This window comes from Alphaproteobacteria bacterium (assembly GCA_040218575.1).
Classification (GTDB): Bacteria; Pseudomonadota; Alphaproteobacteria; order JAVJRE01; family JAVJRE01; genus JAVJRE01.
This window is the reverse complement of sequence record JAVJRE010000007.1, coordinates 44,759-60,816: the sequence shown is the minus strand read 5'-3', so window position 1 is coordinate 60,816 and position 16,058 is coordinate 44,759. Positions and strand designations below refer to the sequence as shown.

15 protein-coding genes are annotated in these 16,058 nt (G+C 66.2%); 6 read left to right on the top strand and 9 right to left on the bottom strand.

The annotated features are described in order from the left end of the window. Window positions 1-75 precede the first annotated feature (75 nt). Window positions 76-597 (bottom strand): tetratricopeptide repeat protein, encoded by a 522-nt coding sequence (locus RIE31_09735; protein ID MEQ8640867.1) that lies wholly within the window; start codon window positions 595-597, stop codon window positions 76-78. A gap of 233 nt (window positions 598-830) precedes the next feature. Here RIE31_09735 and RIE31_09730 point away from each other — a divergent pair, with 233 nt between their 5' ends. Further along, window positions 831-2,486: an adenylate/guanylate cyclase domain-containing protein gene (locus RIE31_09730; GenBank protein ID MEQ8640866.1), complete on the top strand. Its 1,656-nt coding sequence runs from the start codon at window positions 831-833 to the stop codon at window positions 2,484-2,486. Window positions 2,487-2,509: 23 nt separating this feature from the next. Here the strand turns inward: RIE31_09730 and RIE31_09725 are convergent, their stop codons facing one another. Beyond that, window positions 2,510-2,902 (bottom strand): MAPEG family protein, encoded by a 393-nt coding sequence (locus RIE31_09725; protein MEQ8640865.1) that lies wholly within the window; start codon window positions 2,900-2,902, stop codon window positions 2,510-2,512. A gap of 167 nt (window positions 2,903-3,069) precedes the next feature. Here RIE31_09725 and RIE31_09720 point away from each other — a divergent pair, with 167 nt between their 5' ends. Beyond that, window positions 3,070-4,050: an aldo/keto reductase gene (locus tag RIE31_09720; protein ID MEQ8640864.1), complete on the top strand. Its 981-nt coding sequence runs from the start codon at window positions 3,070-3,072 to the stop codon at window positions 4,048-4,050. Between the two features lie 21 nt (window positions 4,051-4,071). Here RIE31_09720 and RIE31_09715 read toward each other — a convergent pair whose 3' ends face one another. After that, complete coding sequence (locus tag RIE31_09715; GenBank protein ID MEQ8640863.1) at window positions 4,072-5,163, bottom strand: M48 family metallopeptidase; 1,092 nt, start codon at window positions 5,161-5,163, stop codon at window positions 4,072-4,074. A 239-nt stretch (window positions 5,164-5,402) separates the two neighbouring features. Here RIE31_09715 and RIE31_09710 point away from each other — a divergent pair, with 239 nt between their 5' ends. Beyond that, on the top strand, window positions 5,403-6,737 hold the full coding sequence (locus tag RIE31_09710) for an NAD(P)/FAD-dependent oxidoreductase (protein MEQ8640862.1): 1,335 nt from the start codon (window positions 5,403-5,405) through the stop codon (window positions 6,735-6,737). Window positions 6,738-6,840: 103 nt separating this feature from the next. Here the strand turns inward: RIE31_09710 and RIE31_09705 are convergent, their stop codons facing one another. The 3 genes from RIE31_09705 to RIE31_09695 form a co-directional block, all read right to left on the bottom strand. Continuing rightward, complete coding sequence (locus RIE31_09705) at window positions 6,841-7,584, bottom strand: hypothetical protein (GenBank protein ID MEQ8640861.1); 744 nt, start codon at window positions 7,582-7,584, stop codon at window positions 6,841-6,843. A 76-nt stretch (window positions 7,585-7,660) separates the two neighbouring features. Continuing rightward, entirely contained in the window at window positions 7,661-8,956 is a 1,296-nt protein-coding gene (locus tag RIE31_09700) for an MFS transporter (protein MEQ8640860.1), read from the bottom strand. Window positions 8,957-9,099: 143 nt separating this feature from the next. After that, the gene (locus RIE31_09695; GenBank protein MEQ8640859.1) at window positions 9,100-9,579 is read right to left on the bottom strand and encodes an SRPBCC domain-containing protein; all 480 of its coding nucleotides are present in this window, start codon (window positions 9,577-9,579) and stop codon (window positions 9,100-9,102) included. Between the two features lie 100 nt (window positions 9,580-9,679). On the opposite strand from RIE31_09695, the gene RIE31_09690 reads away from it, so the two are divergent. Then, window positions 9,680-10,318, top strand: a complete 639-nt coding sequence (locus RIE31_09690; GenBank protein ID MEQ8640858.1) for a glutathione S-transferase family protein — start codon at window positions 9,680-9,682, stop codon at window positions 10,316-10,318. A gap of 16 nt (window positions 10,319-10,334) precedes the next feature. After that, window positions 10,335-11,087: a Stf0 family sulfotransferase gene (locus RIE31_09685; GenBank protein MEQ8640857.1), complete on the top strand. Its 753-nt coding sequence runs from the start codon at window positions 10,335-10,337 to the stop codon at window positions 11,085-11,087. 17 nt (window positions 11,088-11,104) lie between these two features. On the opposite strand, the gene RIE31_09680 is transcribed toward RIE31_09685, so the two are convergent. The 3 genes from RIE31_09680 to RIE31_09670 all read right to left on the bottom strand — a co-directional run bounded on the left by RIE31_09680 (window position 11,105) and on the right by RIE31_09670 (window position 15,052). After that, a complete protein-coding gene (locus tag RIE31_09680; GenBank protein ID MEQ8640856.1) occupies window positions 11,105-12,106 on the bottom strand; it encodes a DUF427 domain-containing protein in 1,002 nt (333 codons plus the stop codon). 103 nt (window positions 12,107-12,209) lie between these two features. Beyond that, window positions 12,210-13,643, bottom strand: coding sequence for an ATP-binding protein (locus tag RIE31_09675; GenBank protein MEQ8640855.1), 1,434 nt, complete (start codon window positions 13,641-13,643; stop codon window positions 12,210-12,212). 179 nt (window positions 13,644-13,822) lie between these two features. Beyond that, entirely contained in the window at window positions 13,823-15,052 is a 1,230-nt protein-coding gene (locus tag RIE31_09670) for an MFS transporter (GenBank protein ID MEQ8640854.1), read from the bottom strand. Between the two features lie 231 nt (window positions 15,053-15,283). Between RIE31_09670 and RIE31_09665 the strand changes: the two genes are divergently transcribed. After that, window positions 15,284-16,054: an isoprenylcysteine carboxylmethyltransferase family protein gene (locus tag RIE31_09665; GenBank protein ID MEQ8640853.1), complete on the top strand. Its 771-nt coding sequence runs from the start codon at window positions 15,284-15,286 to the stop codon at window positions 16,052-16,054. The last annotated feature ends 4 nt before the right edge of the window (window positions 16,055-16,058 follow it).

The window sequence follows — 16,058 nt, the reverse complement described above, 5'->3', positions numbered from 1 at the left end:
CCGTATCCCACATATGCCTGCGCCCGTGGGTGTGCCTCCGTCGGCCTGCTCCCGTATGGCTAAGCCGCGGCGGGCTCAAGAGCTGCCCTGGCTCTCCATATAGCTGGCGATGGAGGCGCGCAGCTCGTTCAGTTGCGAACAGCCGAACGGGCAGGCGCCCACCAGACGCTGTTCCAGCTCCTGCGCTTTGGCAAGATCGCCGACCTTGAGGTAAAGCTCACCCAGATAGGCCATGGCCCCGGTATGCTTGGGGTCCAGCTCCAGCGCCCGATAGTAGTATGTGAAGGCGTCGTCATTCTGCCCGGTCTGGCGCATGGCGAAACCCAGCCAGTTAAACGGGTCCGCCTCGGTCGGATTCGTCTGAACCACCTGCTGCAGCAGCGGGATCGCCTGGCCATACTGCTCGGCCTTGATCAGCGCCACCGCCTGAACATAGGTGGGATCGCCGGCAAGGGACGAGGTGTTGGTATTCAGCCCGCCATCACCGGCGGCGACGGCCGGACCCGGTGCCGTGCCCATCAGCAGGGCGCCACTCAACAGGGCGGCGGTCAGCGCGGCGGCGAGTTTGTGGCGCGGGAAAGACAGGGACTTGAACATGGCGAGACTCCACCAATGAAGGCCGACCCACGAAAGCCGGCGGGGACACCGGGCGGCGAGTGCGGGCCGCGAAATCCACCGGAAGTTTAATGACCTGCCGGCCCGGTGGCTATTGCTGCAACCGCCCTCTCCCCTGAATGTGAACCGGCGGCGGATGACGCCGTGCCGTGGCGTCTTTGCCGGGGGCCACACGAGCGCCACAATAGGGCCAGCCGAAGGGGGTCAGAATCGCTATGATACATCGCCTCAGGCTGGCCAGCGGCCTCGTCCTCTTCGTCTTTGTTCTGTTTCACAGTGTCAATCACTCTCTCGGCCTCATTTCCCTGGAGGCGATGGAGGCCGGCCGCCATATCTTTCTCTGGGTGTGGCGCGGCTGGGCCGGCACCACCGTGCTGCTGGTCGCCATGGTCACTCACATATGCCTGGCGCTGACGACCATCTACCGCCGCCGCAGCCTGCGCCTGCCACCCTGGCACTGGGCGCAGATGCTGCTTGGCCTGTTCATCCCGCCCCTGCTGGCCATCCATGTATTCGGCACCCGCCTCAGCCACGAGTTTTTCACCACCCAGGACAGCTACGCCTATGTCCTGCTGGTGCTGTGGAAACTGTCGCCGATGGACGGCATCCAGCAGGCGGTGGTCCTCATGGTGGCCTGGGCCCATGCCTGCTTCGGCCTGCACTTCTGGCTGCGCATCCGGCCCTGGTATCGCCGCCACATCGCCTGGCTCTACGGCCTGGCCCTGCTGGTGCCGGCAGCCGCACTCGCCGGCTTCGTCGCCGGCGGCCAGGCTGTGGCGCGGCTGGCGGAAGATCCGGCCTGGTTGCAGGGTCTGGCCGCCGCCGCCAATCCACCGGACGCGGCGCAGGTCCGCACCCTCTATGACGCGCACAATCTGGCCCTGGCGGTCATGGCGGTGCTGCTGCTGGTGCCTTTCGTCGCGCGCGGTGTCCGCCGCCTGAACGAGCGCCGGCGCGGCCTGATCCGGGTGCGCTACCCGTCCGGCCGCTCCGTCCAGGTGGCGCCGGGCCCGACCCTGCTGGACATCAGCCGGCAATTCGCCATTCCCCATGCCAGCGTTTGCGGCGGCCGCGGCCGCTGCTCCACCTGCCGGGTGCGGGTGGACGACGGCCAGGACAATCTGTCGCCGCCGGACAGCCACGAACAGGCGGTCCTGCAACGTGTCTTCGCACCGCCCGGCGTACGGCTCGCCTGCCAGGCGCGGCCGCGCGGCGACGTGGCCATCGCCCCCCTGTTGCCGCCCACCGCCTCACCGGCCGACGCCGCACCAGGCAGCGCTGCCCGTCACGGCGTCGAACGTGACGTCACCGTGCTCTTCGCTGATCTCCGCGAGTTTACCCGGTTCAGCGAGAACCGCCTCCCCTATGATGTTGTTTTCGTCCTCAATCGCTACTTCCGGTCAATGGGTGAAGCCATTGAAAACGCAGGAGGAATTGTGGACAAGTTTATCGGAGACGGGATCATGGCGCTGTTCGGGGTCACCGGCGATCCGGCGCTGGGCGCCCGTCAGGCGGCCGCCGCCGCCTGCGCCATGGGTGCCGCTCTTGCCACCCTCAACCAGGACCTGGCCGACGACCTGTCGCAGCCGCTGCGCATGGGCATCGGCCTGCACCATGGCCCGGTCATTGTTGGCGAACTGGGCTATGGCGAGACGATCTCCCTCACCGCCATCGGCGATACGGTCAATACCGCCAGCCGCCTGGAAAGCATGACCAAGAGCTATGGCTGCGAACTCATACTGTCGGAAGATGTCAGCCGCGCCGGCGGACTCGATCTGACCGGCCACGACACCGCCGAGGCGGAGGTCAGGGGACGCACCCGTCCCCTGACCGTGCATCTGGTCGGCCGCGCCGCCAGCCTCGACCTCTGACCGGTCCTTCCGGACCGGGGCGTCTAGAAGACAATCGCCAGGAAAATGACGATCTGGGCGACAAATCCGGCGCTGAACGCCAGGGTCCGGAGATACGGAATACCCGCATACAGCACTGCCGCGTGAGCCAGCCGCGCCCAGAAGAACACCTGCACCCACAGCGCCGTGGTGGCGCTGGTCTGGCCGCTCAGATGGGCGACAATCACCAGCACCGCGAAGGGCGCCAGGTTCTCCACCATGTTGAGATGGACTCGTTTGGCCCGCTGGGCCCAGCCGGTCACTGGCTTTTCAGTGGCCTGGCGAAAATCCTCGGCCGAGATCATGCCGTTCTGGGCGACGATGCCCAGCACCTGTGGAATCCACAATAAGGCCGCCAGTCCGGCGGTCAGGGTCAGATAAAGCAGTTCAGTGGTCATGGCCTTCCCCCTGTTCCGGCGGCCCCCTTGTCCGGTCGGGCGGGGCATCAGCCGTTAGCGCCGGACTCTGGGCTGCGGCCGACCGGCCGGCAAGGCTGTGCGCCGGCTCTTGGCGCACTGCGGCCAGCCGCTAGACTGGCCGCCGGTCCGCTACACGGGAGCCTGCCATGGACTATGTTCGCCTCGGTGCCAGCGGCCTCAAGGTATCGCGTCTGTGCCTTGGCACCATGTCCTATGGCGATCCGAAGATATACGCCGGCTGGGTGCTGGACGAAGCAGCGGCACAGCCGTTCTACCGCCAGGCCTGGGAGGCGGGAATCAACTTCTTCGACACGGCGGACATATATTCCCGCGGTGTTAGCGAAGAGATCACCGGCCGCGCCCTGAAAGCCCTGGCGCCACGCGACCGGCTTGTCATCGCCACCAAGGTCGGCAATCCCATGGGCGACGGACCGAATGACAGGGGCTTGTCGCGCAAGCGCATCATGGACTCGATAGATAACTCCCTGCGCCGGCTCGGCACCGACTATGTGGACCTCTACCAGATCCACCGCTGGGATCCGGAGACCCCGATCGAGGAAACCCTGGAGGCGCTCAACGACATCGTTCGCGCCGGCAAGGTGCGCTATATCGGCGCCAGCTCCATGTTCGCCTGGCAGTTTCACAACGCGCTCCACGTCTCGGAGCGCAATGGTTGGGCCCGCTTCGTCTCCATGCAGAGCCACTACAACCTGGTCTATCGCGAGGATGAGCGCGAGATGAACCCGCTGTGCCTCGACCGCGGCATCGGACTTGTTCCGTGGAGCCCGCTGGCGCGCGGCTTCTTCGCCCGCAACCGTCATCGCCAGGACGGCGGCGATACGCTGCGCGCCCGCAATGATCCGTGGACTCTACAGACCTACAACCGTGACTGCGACTACGCCATCGTCCATGCGGCAGAGGAGATCGCGCGGCAACGCGGCCTGACGCCGACCCAGGTGGCGCTGGCGTGGCTGCTGTCCAGGCCCGGCCTGACCGCCCCCATCATCGGCGTCACCAAACCGGAACACCTGGACCAGGCTGTCGCCGCCGTCGGCGTCGCCCTGACGGACGAAGAGTGTGCCGCGCTGGAAGCGCCCTATGAACCGCGGCCCGCCGGCGGATTCTGACCCTGACCTGAGTCCAGATCCTCAACGGGAGTTGGTGTTGGCGGAGCCATCGCCGAAGCCGGATCCGCTCTTGATTTCGGGCTCAAGCGGCAGGCCGGACGCGATCTTCTGATTGAGTTCCGCTACCGTGTTCTCCAGTCCGATGAAACGCTCGGCGGTGGTCGGATGGCTGCGGCCAATGGTTATGCTGTCAGGATTGAGGATCGCGATCTGGCGCCAGATGTTGGGCGCCCGCTCATAATCATAGCCGGCCAGAGCCAGTGCATAGAGGCCCACATAGTCTGCCTCCAGCTCAAAGTCCTGCGAATAGGCCTGCGCCGCCATCTGGGAGAACGCACCCTGGGTATTGACCCCCAGTCCCGCCGCCAGCAGGTCAAAGAAGAGGCCTCCCAGCGCATTGGTCTGACGGGCTTCCACATGGCCCATGACATTATGGGCCAGTTCGTGCCCGACAATTGTGGCCAACTCCGTGTCGTCGCGCAGGAAGTTCATCATCCCGGTGGTGACCACGATGTGCTGACCGTCCGCAAAGGCATTGATTTCATCGCTGACCAGCAGTTCGGCCGGATAGGCGCAGGCCGTGACCGGAACCATTTCCGCACGGCGCAGGCCCACATCGGCGCGATCAAAAACCACCGATACGGGCCCATCACCGGTGTCGGACGAATAGGCGTCGAGAGCACCGATAAATGTAGAAATCGCCGCCGTTCCACTGGGGATTTCCGTATCGTTCACAGACATGATGACATCGCCGGGCAAGAGGCCCGCGCGGCCCGCCGGCGAGCCTGCCGCCACGGTCCAGACCCGCAGGCGGTCATCCGCCGCGAACAGCGTCTCTGCGGCCCTTCGCATGGGGGCCTCGAAGGCATGGCGGGTTTGTACGCTGAGGCCGAAATAAGCTTCAGTCGCGGTTCCACACAGCGCCGCCGCGTTGTGGCGAATGGCAAAGGCTACATCGGCCAGCCGCCGGGTGTGGTCGTACAACGCATTCAGGGCCAGTTCGGCCTGTAGCTGGCGCTCCCGCTCAACCGCGGCCTGATCAACATCCGCGCGCTGGGTGCGCGGCCCGCTGCATGCGGCGACGACGACAAACAGGGCGACGGCAAGAGCCATCCGCCGGTTTCCAACCATCGGTATTCCCCCGCCTGCGACGCACGAGAACCATACTGGCCGGTCTGGCTCCCCTATGGAAGTCCGGCGGCCGTGCGGCCGGTCGCCGGCAAGCCCCGCTCATCGCGGTGGAGCCGTGGGGTGGTTTCCGTGAAATCGGCTGTGGTCTGGAGCGGAATGCGGGCTCACAATCGGCTTCCGCTGCGCCATGGCGGCCACAGTGCAACAAGGGTTGTCCGGTCATGACGAAGGGTTGGAGTCGCAGAGGGTTTCTGGCCGCCGCCGGCGCCACGCTGATGGCGCCGGCGGTCGTGCGGGCGGCCAGCGGCGATGTGGATGTCGCTATCGTCGGCGCGGGATCGGCCGGGCTTGCCGCAGCACATTCGCTGATTGCCGCAGGACATTCGGTCGCCATCGTCGAGGCCGCCGGCCGCATCGGCGGCCGCGCCCACACCGACACCACCACCTTCGGCCTGCCTTTCGACCGCGGCTGTTCCTGGCTGCACTCGTCCGATGTCAATCCCTACACCGCCATGGCCCGCGAGTGGGGCTACACCCTGGAAAGCCACGACGGCGCCGACGAGGCGATGTTCGTGGGCAAGCGCGAGCCCAACAGCGAGGAATGGTCGGCCTACAGCCGCGCCTGGCGCGCGACCCGGGGCGGCCTGTCAGACGCCGGCCGCAACGGTCTCGACGTCCCCGCTTCCGAAGTCGTGCCCGCACACATGGACTGGGGCGCCAACAGCCAGACCTGGCTGGGGCCCATGAGCATGGGCAAGGATTTCGCCGATCTCTCGCCCGTCGACCGGTGGTCGCTCGCGGAGACCAAGCCGAACCTGGAAATCCGCGAGGGTTTCGGCACCCTGGTGACACAGTACGGCCAGGGCCTGCCGGTGACGCTCAATGCGCCGGTGACCGCGATCGATCACAGCGGGCCGGGTGTGCGGATCACAAGCGCGGCGGGTAGGCTGACGGCACGGGCCTGCATCCTGACCGTCTCGACCGGTGTGCTGGCGGCCGAGACCATCCGTTTTACGCCCGGCCTGCCGCTGGCCACCCTGGCCGGCATCGAGGGCCTGCCCATGGGGCTGTTCGCCAAGGTGCCCCTGCTGTTCGATGGCAAGCGCTTCGGGCTGAAGCCCAACCAGTGGCTGGCCTACAAGCTTCCCGAGGAATTGCCGGCGCGGGCCTGTTTCTTCCTGACATGGCCATTCGACACGAACCTGATGATCGGCATTGTCGGCGGTGCCTTTGGCTGGGAGATGTCGGCCCGGGGCGATGATGCTGTAGTCGATTTTGCGCTGGGCGAACTGCGCAAGATCTTCGGTGGAGCGGTGGACAGACACTTCATAAAGGGCGGTTTCACCAACTGGGCGAACGACCCCTGGGTGCGCGGCTCCTACGCCTCCGAACGGCCGGGCCGGCACGGTGCGCGCGCCAAGCTGGCGGAACCCATCGACAGTCCGCTGTTCCTGGCCGGCGAAGCCCTGGCCGGCACCTATGCGATGACCTGCGGCGGCGCCAACCTGTCAGGCACCCGGGTCGCCGCAGATGTTGCCGCTTTTCTCAGGGGTTAGGGGCTGACCGGCGCATGTGGCGCCGGCTTGCTCCGCCCATCGCGACCGCGAGCCAATCAGGGCACAGCGATCCGGGCAACCGCGAGCGTTCGGCGCTCCAAGCCTATTCCGCCGCGTCGCGCGTGGCTTTGCGGCCGGCCGTCGCCGGGAAAACGCGGTCGAGAAATCCCTCCAGCCAGTGACCAAGAGCCGGGTCGTGCCGGGCATGGCTTGCCAGGGTCTCGTCGGCCGGTTGCAAACCCGGCAAAGGCGGCATCATGCGGGCGAAGGACGACCAGCGCTGCATCATGGCAAAGGTCACTTCCGGGTGGAACTGAATGCCCCAGGCGAAATGGTCATAGCGATAGGCCTGGTTGGGATAGGCCTGGTTGGTGGCCAGGCGCACGGCGCCGGCCGGCAGGTCCAGCCCCTCCCGGTGGAACTGGTAGACGTGCATGGAGCGGGGAAACAGGTCCCGTCCTTCATCCGTCGCGAAGATTTCGCTATAGCCGATTTCCACCGCGCCGTCGGGATGCGCCGCCACCGTGCGGCCCAGCGTGCGGGCCAGCATCTGCGCGCCCAGGCACACGCCGATAAACGGCTTCTCCGCCTGCAGCATGGTCTCAAACCACTGGTATTCAGCGCGCAAGCCCGGTTCCATCCGGTCATCATTGGCGCTCATCGGCCCGCCGAACACCACCGATCCGGCATAGTCGTCCAGACTGTCCGGCAGTCGGTCGCCCAGGGTTGGCGCCCGGCGATCCAGCACGAAACCGCGCGCCTTGAGTGCGTCGCCCAGCCGCCCCGGATTGGACTGCTCCTGATGGACGATAAGCAGGATACGCTTTGGTTCCGCCGCAGTAGTCATGACTGATTGTTGCCGGTTTTCAATAGGATACTGGATGATGTTAGCACATGTGGCGGCGTCCGTGCGGGCGCTCTGGCTATTCCGCCGCCTTGAGCGCGTCCCCTGCCGGTCCGGTCGCCTGCTCCGACCGTGGCGCCGCATGTTCCAGACTGGTGCGCATGGCCGCGGCCTGGCTCACCGCCCACAGCCACACCACACCGGTCAGGCCGGCCCCCACCAGCAATGGTGCGGTCACCCCATAGCGGTCGGTCAGGGCGCCCACCAGCAGCCCGCCGAAAGCCGGGCCCACACCGATGATCATGGAGTGCAGGCTGAACACCCGGCCGCGTTTGGTGGGATCGACGCTCATCTGAGTCATGGTCTGGCCCGACGTGCCAGCAATCGCCATGCCGCCGCCCAGCAGCACCATGGCGGCGAGGCCCACCGCGAACTGCCGGGTTATGGCGAACACGGCCAGCGCCGCCACCATGGCGAGAATGCCCGACAACTGCAGGCGGACCATGCCCTGACTGCCCTTGCCGCGCTGCGCCAGCCACAGACCCGCCGCCACTGCGCCGAGGCCATTGGCTACCAGCAGCAGGGTGAGCCCGTTGAGGCCGCGATCAAACATGAGGTCGCTGATCGCCGGCAACAGTTCGCGCACCGGCCAGGCAAAGAAGGAGGTGGTGAGCGTGATCATGATGATCGCGCGCAATCCCGCATGGCGCGCCACATAGCCGATGCCCTCCGCCACAGAGCCGATGAAGCCGCGCTTGTGTGGCTCGGCCCGCATTTGCGGCGGCAGGCGCAACATCATGACCGAAACCAGAATCGCCAGGAATCCCAGCACATTGACGATGAAGGCCACGCCGATCCCGAATGTGTGGAACACGGCCGCGCCGATCGCCGGCCCCAGCAGGGTCATGGCCACAAAAATGACCGAGGTGATCGCCACCGCCGCCGGCAGGTCCTCGTTCTTGACCAGGCTCGGCAGCATGGCCATGCGCACCGGGTGGTTGGCGCCGGTCAGAATGCCCAGAAGCACGGTCAGCCCCACCAGAATCTCGAAGGTGACCAGGCCGGCGAACCACAATACGGCCAGCGCGATAGCCTGCAGCATGGAGAGAAACTGAATCCAGAACAGCATCCGACGACGGTCCAGCCGGTCGGCGAAGGCGCCGGAAATCGGGCTCATGATGAAGGTGGGAAACATGTCCGCCGCGGCGATGATGCCCACCGCAAAGGCCTCGCCGGTCAGCTCCCACGCCAGCCAGCCGATGGCGATGCGCTGCATCCACTTACCGATCAGCGAAAAGCCCGAACCAGCGGAGTAGATCGCGAAGTTGCGGTTCTCGAACGTGCGCAGGATAAGGCCGAAGCCGGACTGGCTCATGGGCGGGTCACGATGATCTGGTGGCGCCAGTCGGGGACTGCCGGCGACGGGTGGTTGAGTTTACCCCGGCCGGCTCATCCCGACCAGTCACCGGGCCGGTCAGACAAGGGGCGGCCGCCCGCCAGTCGTCTTGCCGGCCGGTCTTAGTGCAGGGTCGGCGCCTGCCCGGTGTCCAGCTTCGCCACATAGGCGGCCAGACTGTCCAGGGTCTCGCCCCACCCGCCGGCGTGGCCGTCACGGGACTCGACGCTGGCAAACGGTGCCTGGCGCAGGACCAGACGGGTCCGGCCGCCGGCCTCGTCCGTCAGTTCGATGGTCACCACCGTCGCCGGACCGACCGCGCCGGTTTCTTCCACCCAGGCGTGGCTGAATACCAGCCGCTGGCCCGGCACCACCTCACGATAGGCGCCGCGCAGGCGCCACTCCCTGCCCGTCGGATCACGGAGCGTGGTCGCCCATTCGCCGCCCGGCCGCAGATCCGCGCTGCCCTCGACCACCGCAAAGCCACTCGGCGCGCACCAGCGCCGCACATGGTCGCCGTCGGTCCACAGGCGAAAGACAAGCGCACGGGGCGCCGCGATGATCCGCTGCAGGGTCAGGCTCAGGGTATTTTCCTCTGCCATGCCGTCCTCCGGCTGACCTCACAAGACGCCCGTTTGGCCCCGCCCCAATTTGCCCTTCATGGCGTATACTGCGGCAAAACCACCTCAGCAGGAGCCCGTCATGCCCGCCTCTCATGGCCATTTCACTCTTTACGGCTTTCACTTGTCCATGCCCGCGGCCAAGGTCGCCCTGATGCTCTCCATGTCTGGTCAGCCCTTCGACTATGTTCAGGTGGATCGCGCCTATCGCGACACCAATGCCGAGTGGAAAACCCTCAGCCGCTGGGGCGAAGTGCCGACCCTGACCCATGACCGCCGCGTGCTGGTGCAGTCCAACACCATCCTGCGCTACCTGGCCAGGGTGACTGGCGCCTTCGGTCCAAAGGACGAGGCCGCCGAGCAACGTGTCTCCGAGTGGCTGGAATGGAACGGCGACCGCTTCAAGGACGTCAACCAGATCCGCTTCTTCGGCAAGACCGGCACCGGCGGCAAGGATCTGCTGGACTATATCCGGCCACGCGCGGAAAAGGCCCTGACCACGCTGGACGACCACTTTGCCGCCGGCAATGATTTCATCCTCGGCCAGCAGCCCACCATCTGCGACATTGCCTGCTTCCCCAATGTGATGACCGCGCCGGAAGGCGGTCTGGAGCACGACCGCTGGCCCCGCCTCAAGGCGTGGACCGAGCGGATGCTTGCCCAGCCCGGCTGCAAGCACCCCTATGACATGCTTCCCGACCACGACCGCAAGGCGGCGTAGCCGGCCTCTGGGAGCCATGGCGAAGTTTCAGTCCTACATTATCTGCACCAGCCCGCGCAGCGGCAGCACATTGCTGTGCGGGCTTCTGGCGGCGACGGGAACATCCGGCAACCCCGCCAGCTATTTTCACACGCCGTCGATTGCCGACTGGTTGGCCAGGTTCGATCTGTCGGCCTGTTCCTACGCCACCGACCGCGCTGCCCTGCGCGCCATCTTCGACGCCGCCCGTGTGTGCGGCACCGCCGGCACAGGCATGTTTGGCCTGCGATTGCAGAGGCACAGCTTTGCGTTCTTCATGCAGCAACTGGACGTGCTCTATCCGGGGCGGGCTACAGATCAGGCGCGAATTCGTGCGGCCTTCGGCGACACGCTATTCATCTACCTGACGCGCCACAACAAGCTCGACCAGGCCATCTCTCTGGCCATGGCCCAGCAGACAGGCTTGTGGCACCGGGCGCCCGACGGAACCGAACTGGAACGTCTCGCTCAACCGCGGGACCCGGTCTATGCCCGGGATGAGATCGCCGGACACATGGCGGAGCTCACTGCGCTGGACGAAGCGTGGCAAGCCTGGTTCGCCCGCGAAAAGATAGAGCCTGTGCGTATCACCTATCACGCGCTTTCGGCCGAACCGACCGGCGTGCTGGCGGATATTCTGCAGCGGCTGGAACTGGATCCGTCCGTCGCACACCGTATTGCCGCCCCCACCGCCAGGCTGGCTGACCGCACCAACCGGGACTGGGCGGAACGCTTCATGGCCGGCGCTTGATCCGGCGCCTGGCTGTCTCAGCCCGGCGGCGCGACAATCGACTGAATGAAACGCCCGCCGGCCCGCTCGGTCGCCATGTTCATGACTCCGGCCGGCGGTCCTTCCACCCGGCCATTTGGCAACGCCGTCGTCCGTTGCAGCTTGTCCAGCGGCGTGCCTTTCATGGTCGCCGGCGGGGGCACCATCCAGAACATGCGGTTGGGGTGCAGCAGTTCTGAACCATCAACCGGCTGGTGGGATTCCGGCCGCGTCACTTTTTCACCGTCGAGGATGAGTTCGGCCCGTTCGTTCCAGAACGAGACCCGGCCCTGCACCTTGCAGATGTCCGGTAGCGGATAGTCATACAGCCACACCGCGTCCGTATGCAGCTTGCCGTTGACCCGCATGTGCATATAGCGGGCCCGTCCCTTGTAGGGGCACAGGGTGAATGTGTCGCTCGGCTCGCACCAGTCGAGCCGGATGTCGGTTTTGGGAACGTAGTAGCGCGACACCAGACCGGTCTCCAGCAGGATCAGCGGCCGCCGCGTCTCGGCCACGACCGTGCCATCCAGCTTGACCACCAGGTGCCGCGAGCTATTGAGTGTTTCGCAGCGCAGATAAGGGTCGCGCGCATGAACAAAGGCCTGCTCGTCTTCCTCGAACCAGGCATCCATGGAATGCCAGTCAAAGCTCATATAGGCAGAGGTGTCCGGCGAGCCCGGCTTCGGCGACGGATAGTGCCAGGCGGCGGCTTCAGCGACGCGGTCGCCGACCCGCACATTCCAGTATTCCGCGCGCCCTTTGTAGGGCGACTCCGTGGTGTGGTTGCTCGATTCCAGTACCGACTGGTCAACATCTTCCTTGGGTATGTAGTAGACCACCAGAAAGCCGTGCTGACGCATCAGATACATGCGGCGCGAATCGGCGATGATCTTGCCATTGAACATGACGCGGACACGTCGCGGGCTCGGCTCCCATTCGGTGCGCTGGTCGGGTATGGCGGTGTCGCGCGCCGTGTGGTGCAGAAAGCTTTGCGCCATGATGCCGGGCTCCGGTCGGTGGATGACCGGGCTATTGTTCCACAGCCGTAAGCGGACTCCAACCAGGCCAACCAGACCTGTAAACGCTGGCGCCGGCACCGATTCAGGCGGCGGCGGTCTCGCTGTGACGTGCCACCGTGCGGCGCGGCGGGAAATACGCCGTGGCGGTGGTCCCCACACCCGGCGCTGAATCAATCTCCAAACGGCCGCCATGCAGCTCCACGAGACGCTTGGTCAGGGGCAGGCCAAGGCCCGTGCCGCCGCGCCGGCCGTGCATCTTGCTTTCTAGCTGAACGAAGGACTCAAGGGCGTTGGGTACATCCGCCGGCGACATGCCGATGCCGTTGTCCGCCACCTGCAAGGCGATGCCGCGGGTATCTTCCAGCCACGCCCGTACGGCGATGGCGCCACCGGGCTCGGTAAACTTGATGGCGTTGGACAGCAGGTTCAGCAGAATCTGACGCAGCTTGAGAAGGTCTGCCTGGAACAGGGGAAGATCCTCCGTCATGTCACTGGTCAGGCTCAGACCACGGGCGACCGCCTGTTCGCGCACCATTTGCAGCGCCCCCTCCACCATGGCGGCCGGTTCAATCAGGGACTCGTCCAACTCCAGCCGGCCGGCATCGGCCTTGGACAGGTCCAGTATGGAATTGATGATGGCCAGCAGGTGACTGCCGCTTTCGTGGATGTAGCGGCCATAGTCGCGATAGCCACCAGGCCGGGCCGCCATCAGGTCTTGCTGGATGATCTCCGAGAATCCCAGGATGGCGTTCAGCGGTGTGCGCAGCTCGTGGCTCATATTGGCCAGGAACTCGCTTTTTGCCTGGCTGGCCTGCTCCGCCGAATCCCGCGCCTGGGTCAGGTGGCGGGCCAGCCGCCCATTGGCGATCTGCAGGCTGAGGGTGCGATAGATGCTGTCTCCCAGGTGCCGTGAAATCGCCGTCAGCAGCAGCGCGAACAACACGACGACGACGCCGAGCCCCCACTCGGAAACATGCCCCCCGTTCCACAGAACGCCGGCGGCAAACGGCAGTGTCGCCGGCAGCAGGAAAGCGAGAAAGGCTGGCCGGAACGTGGATGTGGTAGCCACGGCGCCGGCCGACAGACCGGCGACCGCAACCCCCAACAGGGCAACCAGGTGCAGATCGTGGATGATGGCAACGGTGAATCCGGCCACCCCCCACAGCGCGCCGGCCGCGCCGGTGCCGAGGGAGTAATACCAGCCGTGACGATTGGGATGGCGGCGATAGATCGCCTTGTCGCGACAGGCCCGCCAGTAGAGGAATCGTGCGAGGTTGATGGCCAACAGGGCGCCAAGCCAACCGCCGACGATCCAGTCGGCGACGACCGTTTCGCTCACCAGCACGGCAATCGCCATCACGACGCCGACCACTAGGTGCGCGATGAACGCCGCCGGCGACTTGTTCAGCAACGCTATGCGCGCAACCAGTGCCTCTTGCCTGGTCAGCGCGTCATGGGGCGCCGGGCCAGACGGCGCTGGCCCGGACGGTCCGCCGGACATCGTCAACTCGGCCATTCCACACGGTTCCCGGGTCGCAGACTGAACTGTGAGTCAGCGACCGGCGCGGTTAAGGAATGGTGAAACTCTCAATTTGCGCCGATTTGTTAGCCGACTCCGCGCCGGTTCTCCGCCGGATTTCCTGGGCTTCGCGGCGGCGTCCGGTCCCGATGCGACGCCTGGTGCAACGGCCGGTTCTACATGCGTCGCGGAATGTGCCGGCACAGCAGGGCCAGCCCCACCATCCAGCCGCCGGCGATAACAAACACGGCCGGCAACGGCAGGAACCGCAGGACCAGCGCGAACAACCCCGGCGGGCCCAGTTGCGAAAGATCCCGGTAGGTGCCGAAGACCGCCGCCATCTCGGTCCGCTCATGGGGGTGGACCGCGCGCAGGAACAGCACATTGCCGGCGGCGTCGATGGCGATGGCTGCAAAGGCCGCCATGATCAGCAGGACCACCACCAGAGACGGCCAGCCGGTGGCCAGCGCCGCCAGCGGTGTCAGGATGCCGGTAGCGCCATAGGCTCCCAGCATTAGCCAGCGCAGACCATAGCGCCGGCTGACCCAGCCCCAGGCCGGAATGATGAACAGGAACGCCGTGCCGGCCGACGCCAGCAACCCGCCGGTGGATTCGGGCATACCGTTCTGCACGACGAAAATCGGCCCGTAGATAAAGAACATACCCCACCATCCGGCCCGCCCCGCCGCCAGGACCCAGGCCAGTCGCAAGCGCGGCTGGACGAAAAAGCGGCGGCCGTATCGCAGCGGATTGACCGGCCGGCGGCTGGCGCGCACCGGACCGTCCGGCAGGCGCAGCAGGCGGGCATAGACGATCACCAGGGCGCCAGCCCCGGCCGTGGCGGCAAAGGGCACCCACACCGCCACCGTGCTGGCCAGCACGATCCCCAGCCACGGTCCAAGCGTCCAGCCGGCGGCGGAGGCAAACAACCGTGTGGGCTCGAAACGACTGAGGTCGCGCCGGCTGAACTGGCTCATGACAAAGAGGCTCAGCACCACATCCACCGCCGCCGCGCTGAACATGCGCAACACAATGCCGGCGGCAGTGCCGATGACGGTCTGCGTCGCCAGCAGGGCGCAGGCGGCGGCCAGCACGGCCATGGCCGCAATCAGCATGTTGCCGCGCCGCAGGTGACGTGACACCAGCGGCACCACCAGGGCGCTGGTCAGGCCGCCCAGTGCGGCGACGAAAAACAGGACGCTGACCTGCTGCGCGTCGCCCAGCAGGCGCAGCGCCTGCAGCGGCAGCACCGTAATCAGCAGCGAACGGGAAAAGGTCTCGACGCCGTAAAGCACGGCGAAGGACAGCAGCCCCGGCGTGAGCAGGCCGCGGCCGAGTCGCCGCAGGCCGCCGGTGTAAGCGCCCGGCCCCGGCGGCTCCTGATCCAGCCCGTGCAGCTGACGCACTCATCCCTCCCCGGCCGTCGTCCTGGGACGAGCCTAGGCCCTGGCCCGGCGTCGACGGAAGAGGCGCCGCTCCCGTGGCTCCCTTGACTGCGCCATGGTCGACCAAGACGCGCGCAAGCCATAGCTGTCTGGACATCGCCCGCTGATCGGCCTTAGCTGCGCCGGAACGGGAATGCTCTGCTACCCGGTTTGCCGCCGCCGGCCGCTCGCCGGACCGAAAAGGGGAAAACCATGACCCCGACTCCGACCCGCGATCGCCTGGCCGCCCAGGGCGCCATCCTGTTTCGCTGGCGCAGTTTCCTGCCGCTGCTTTTGCTGGTGCCGGTTGTCGCCGCCCTGCCGCAGTCGGGCCTGTTCGAAGCCTGGTTCGGTGAAACCGCTGAGACGATATGGGATCTGTTCAGTCTGGCTGTCGCGTCCTCCGGACTGGCCATTCGTGTGGCCACCGCCGGCCATGCGCCGTCGGGCACATCCGGCCGCAACACTCACGCCCAGCGCGCCGACTCTCTCAACACCACTGGACTTTACTCTGTCGTCCGCAATCCACTCTATCTCGGCAATCTGCTGATTCTGGCCGGCTTTCTGCTGGCGGTGAAAGTGTGGTGGGTCGCTTTGCTCGGGATGGTGCTGGCGCTGGTCTATTACGAGCGCATCGTGCTGGCGGAAGAGGCCTATCTCTCACGCCGCTTCGGCCTGGCCTATGAAACATGGGCCAGCCGCCTGCCCGCCTTCTGGCCGCGGTTTGGCAGCTGGCGGCCGGCCGCCCTGCCGTTCTGCTGGCGCACCGCCCTGCGGCGAGAACAGAACGGGGCCTTTCTCATCGTCGTCGTGCTGACCGTCATCGAGGCCATGACCGATGTGGTCGGCGAAGGCCAGGGTCTGGCCGCCTGGGCGCGGGAAGACTCCGCCTGGCTCTGGTTCCTCATTATCGGGACGATTCTGTTCCTTATTCTGCGACTGATCCGCAAGCGCACCGACTGGCTGCGCGTGGCCGGTCGCTGACCGT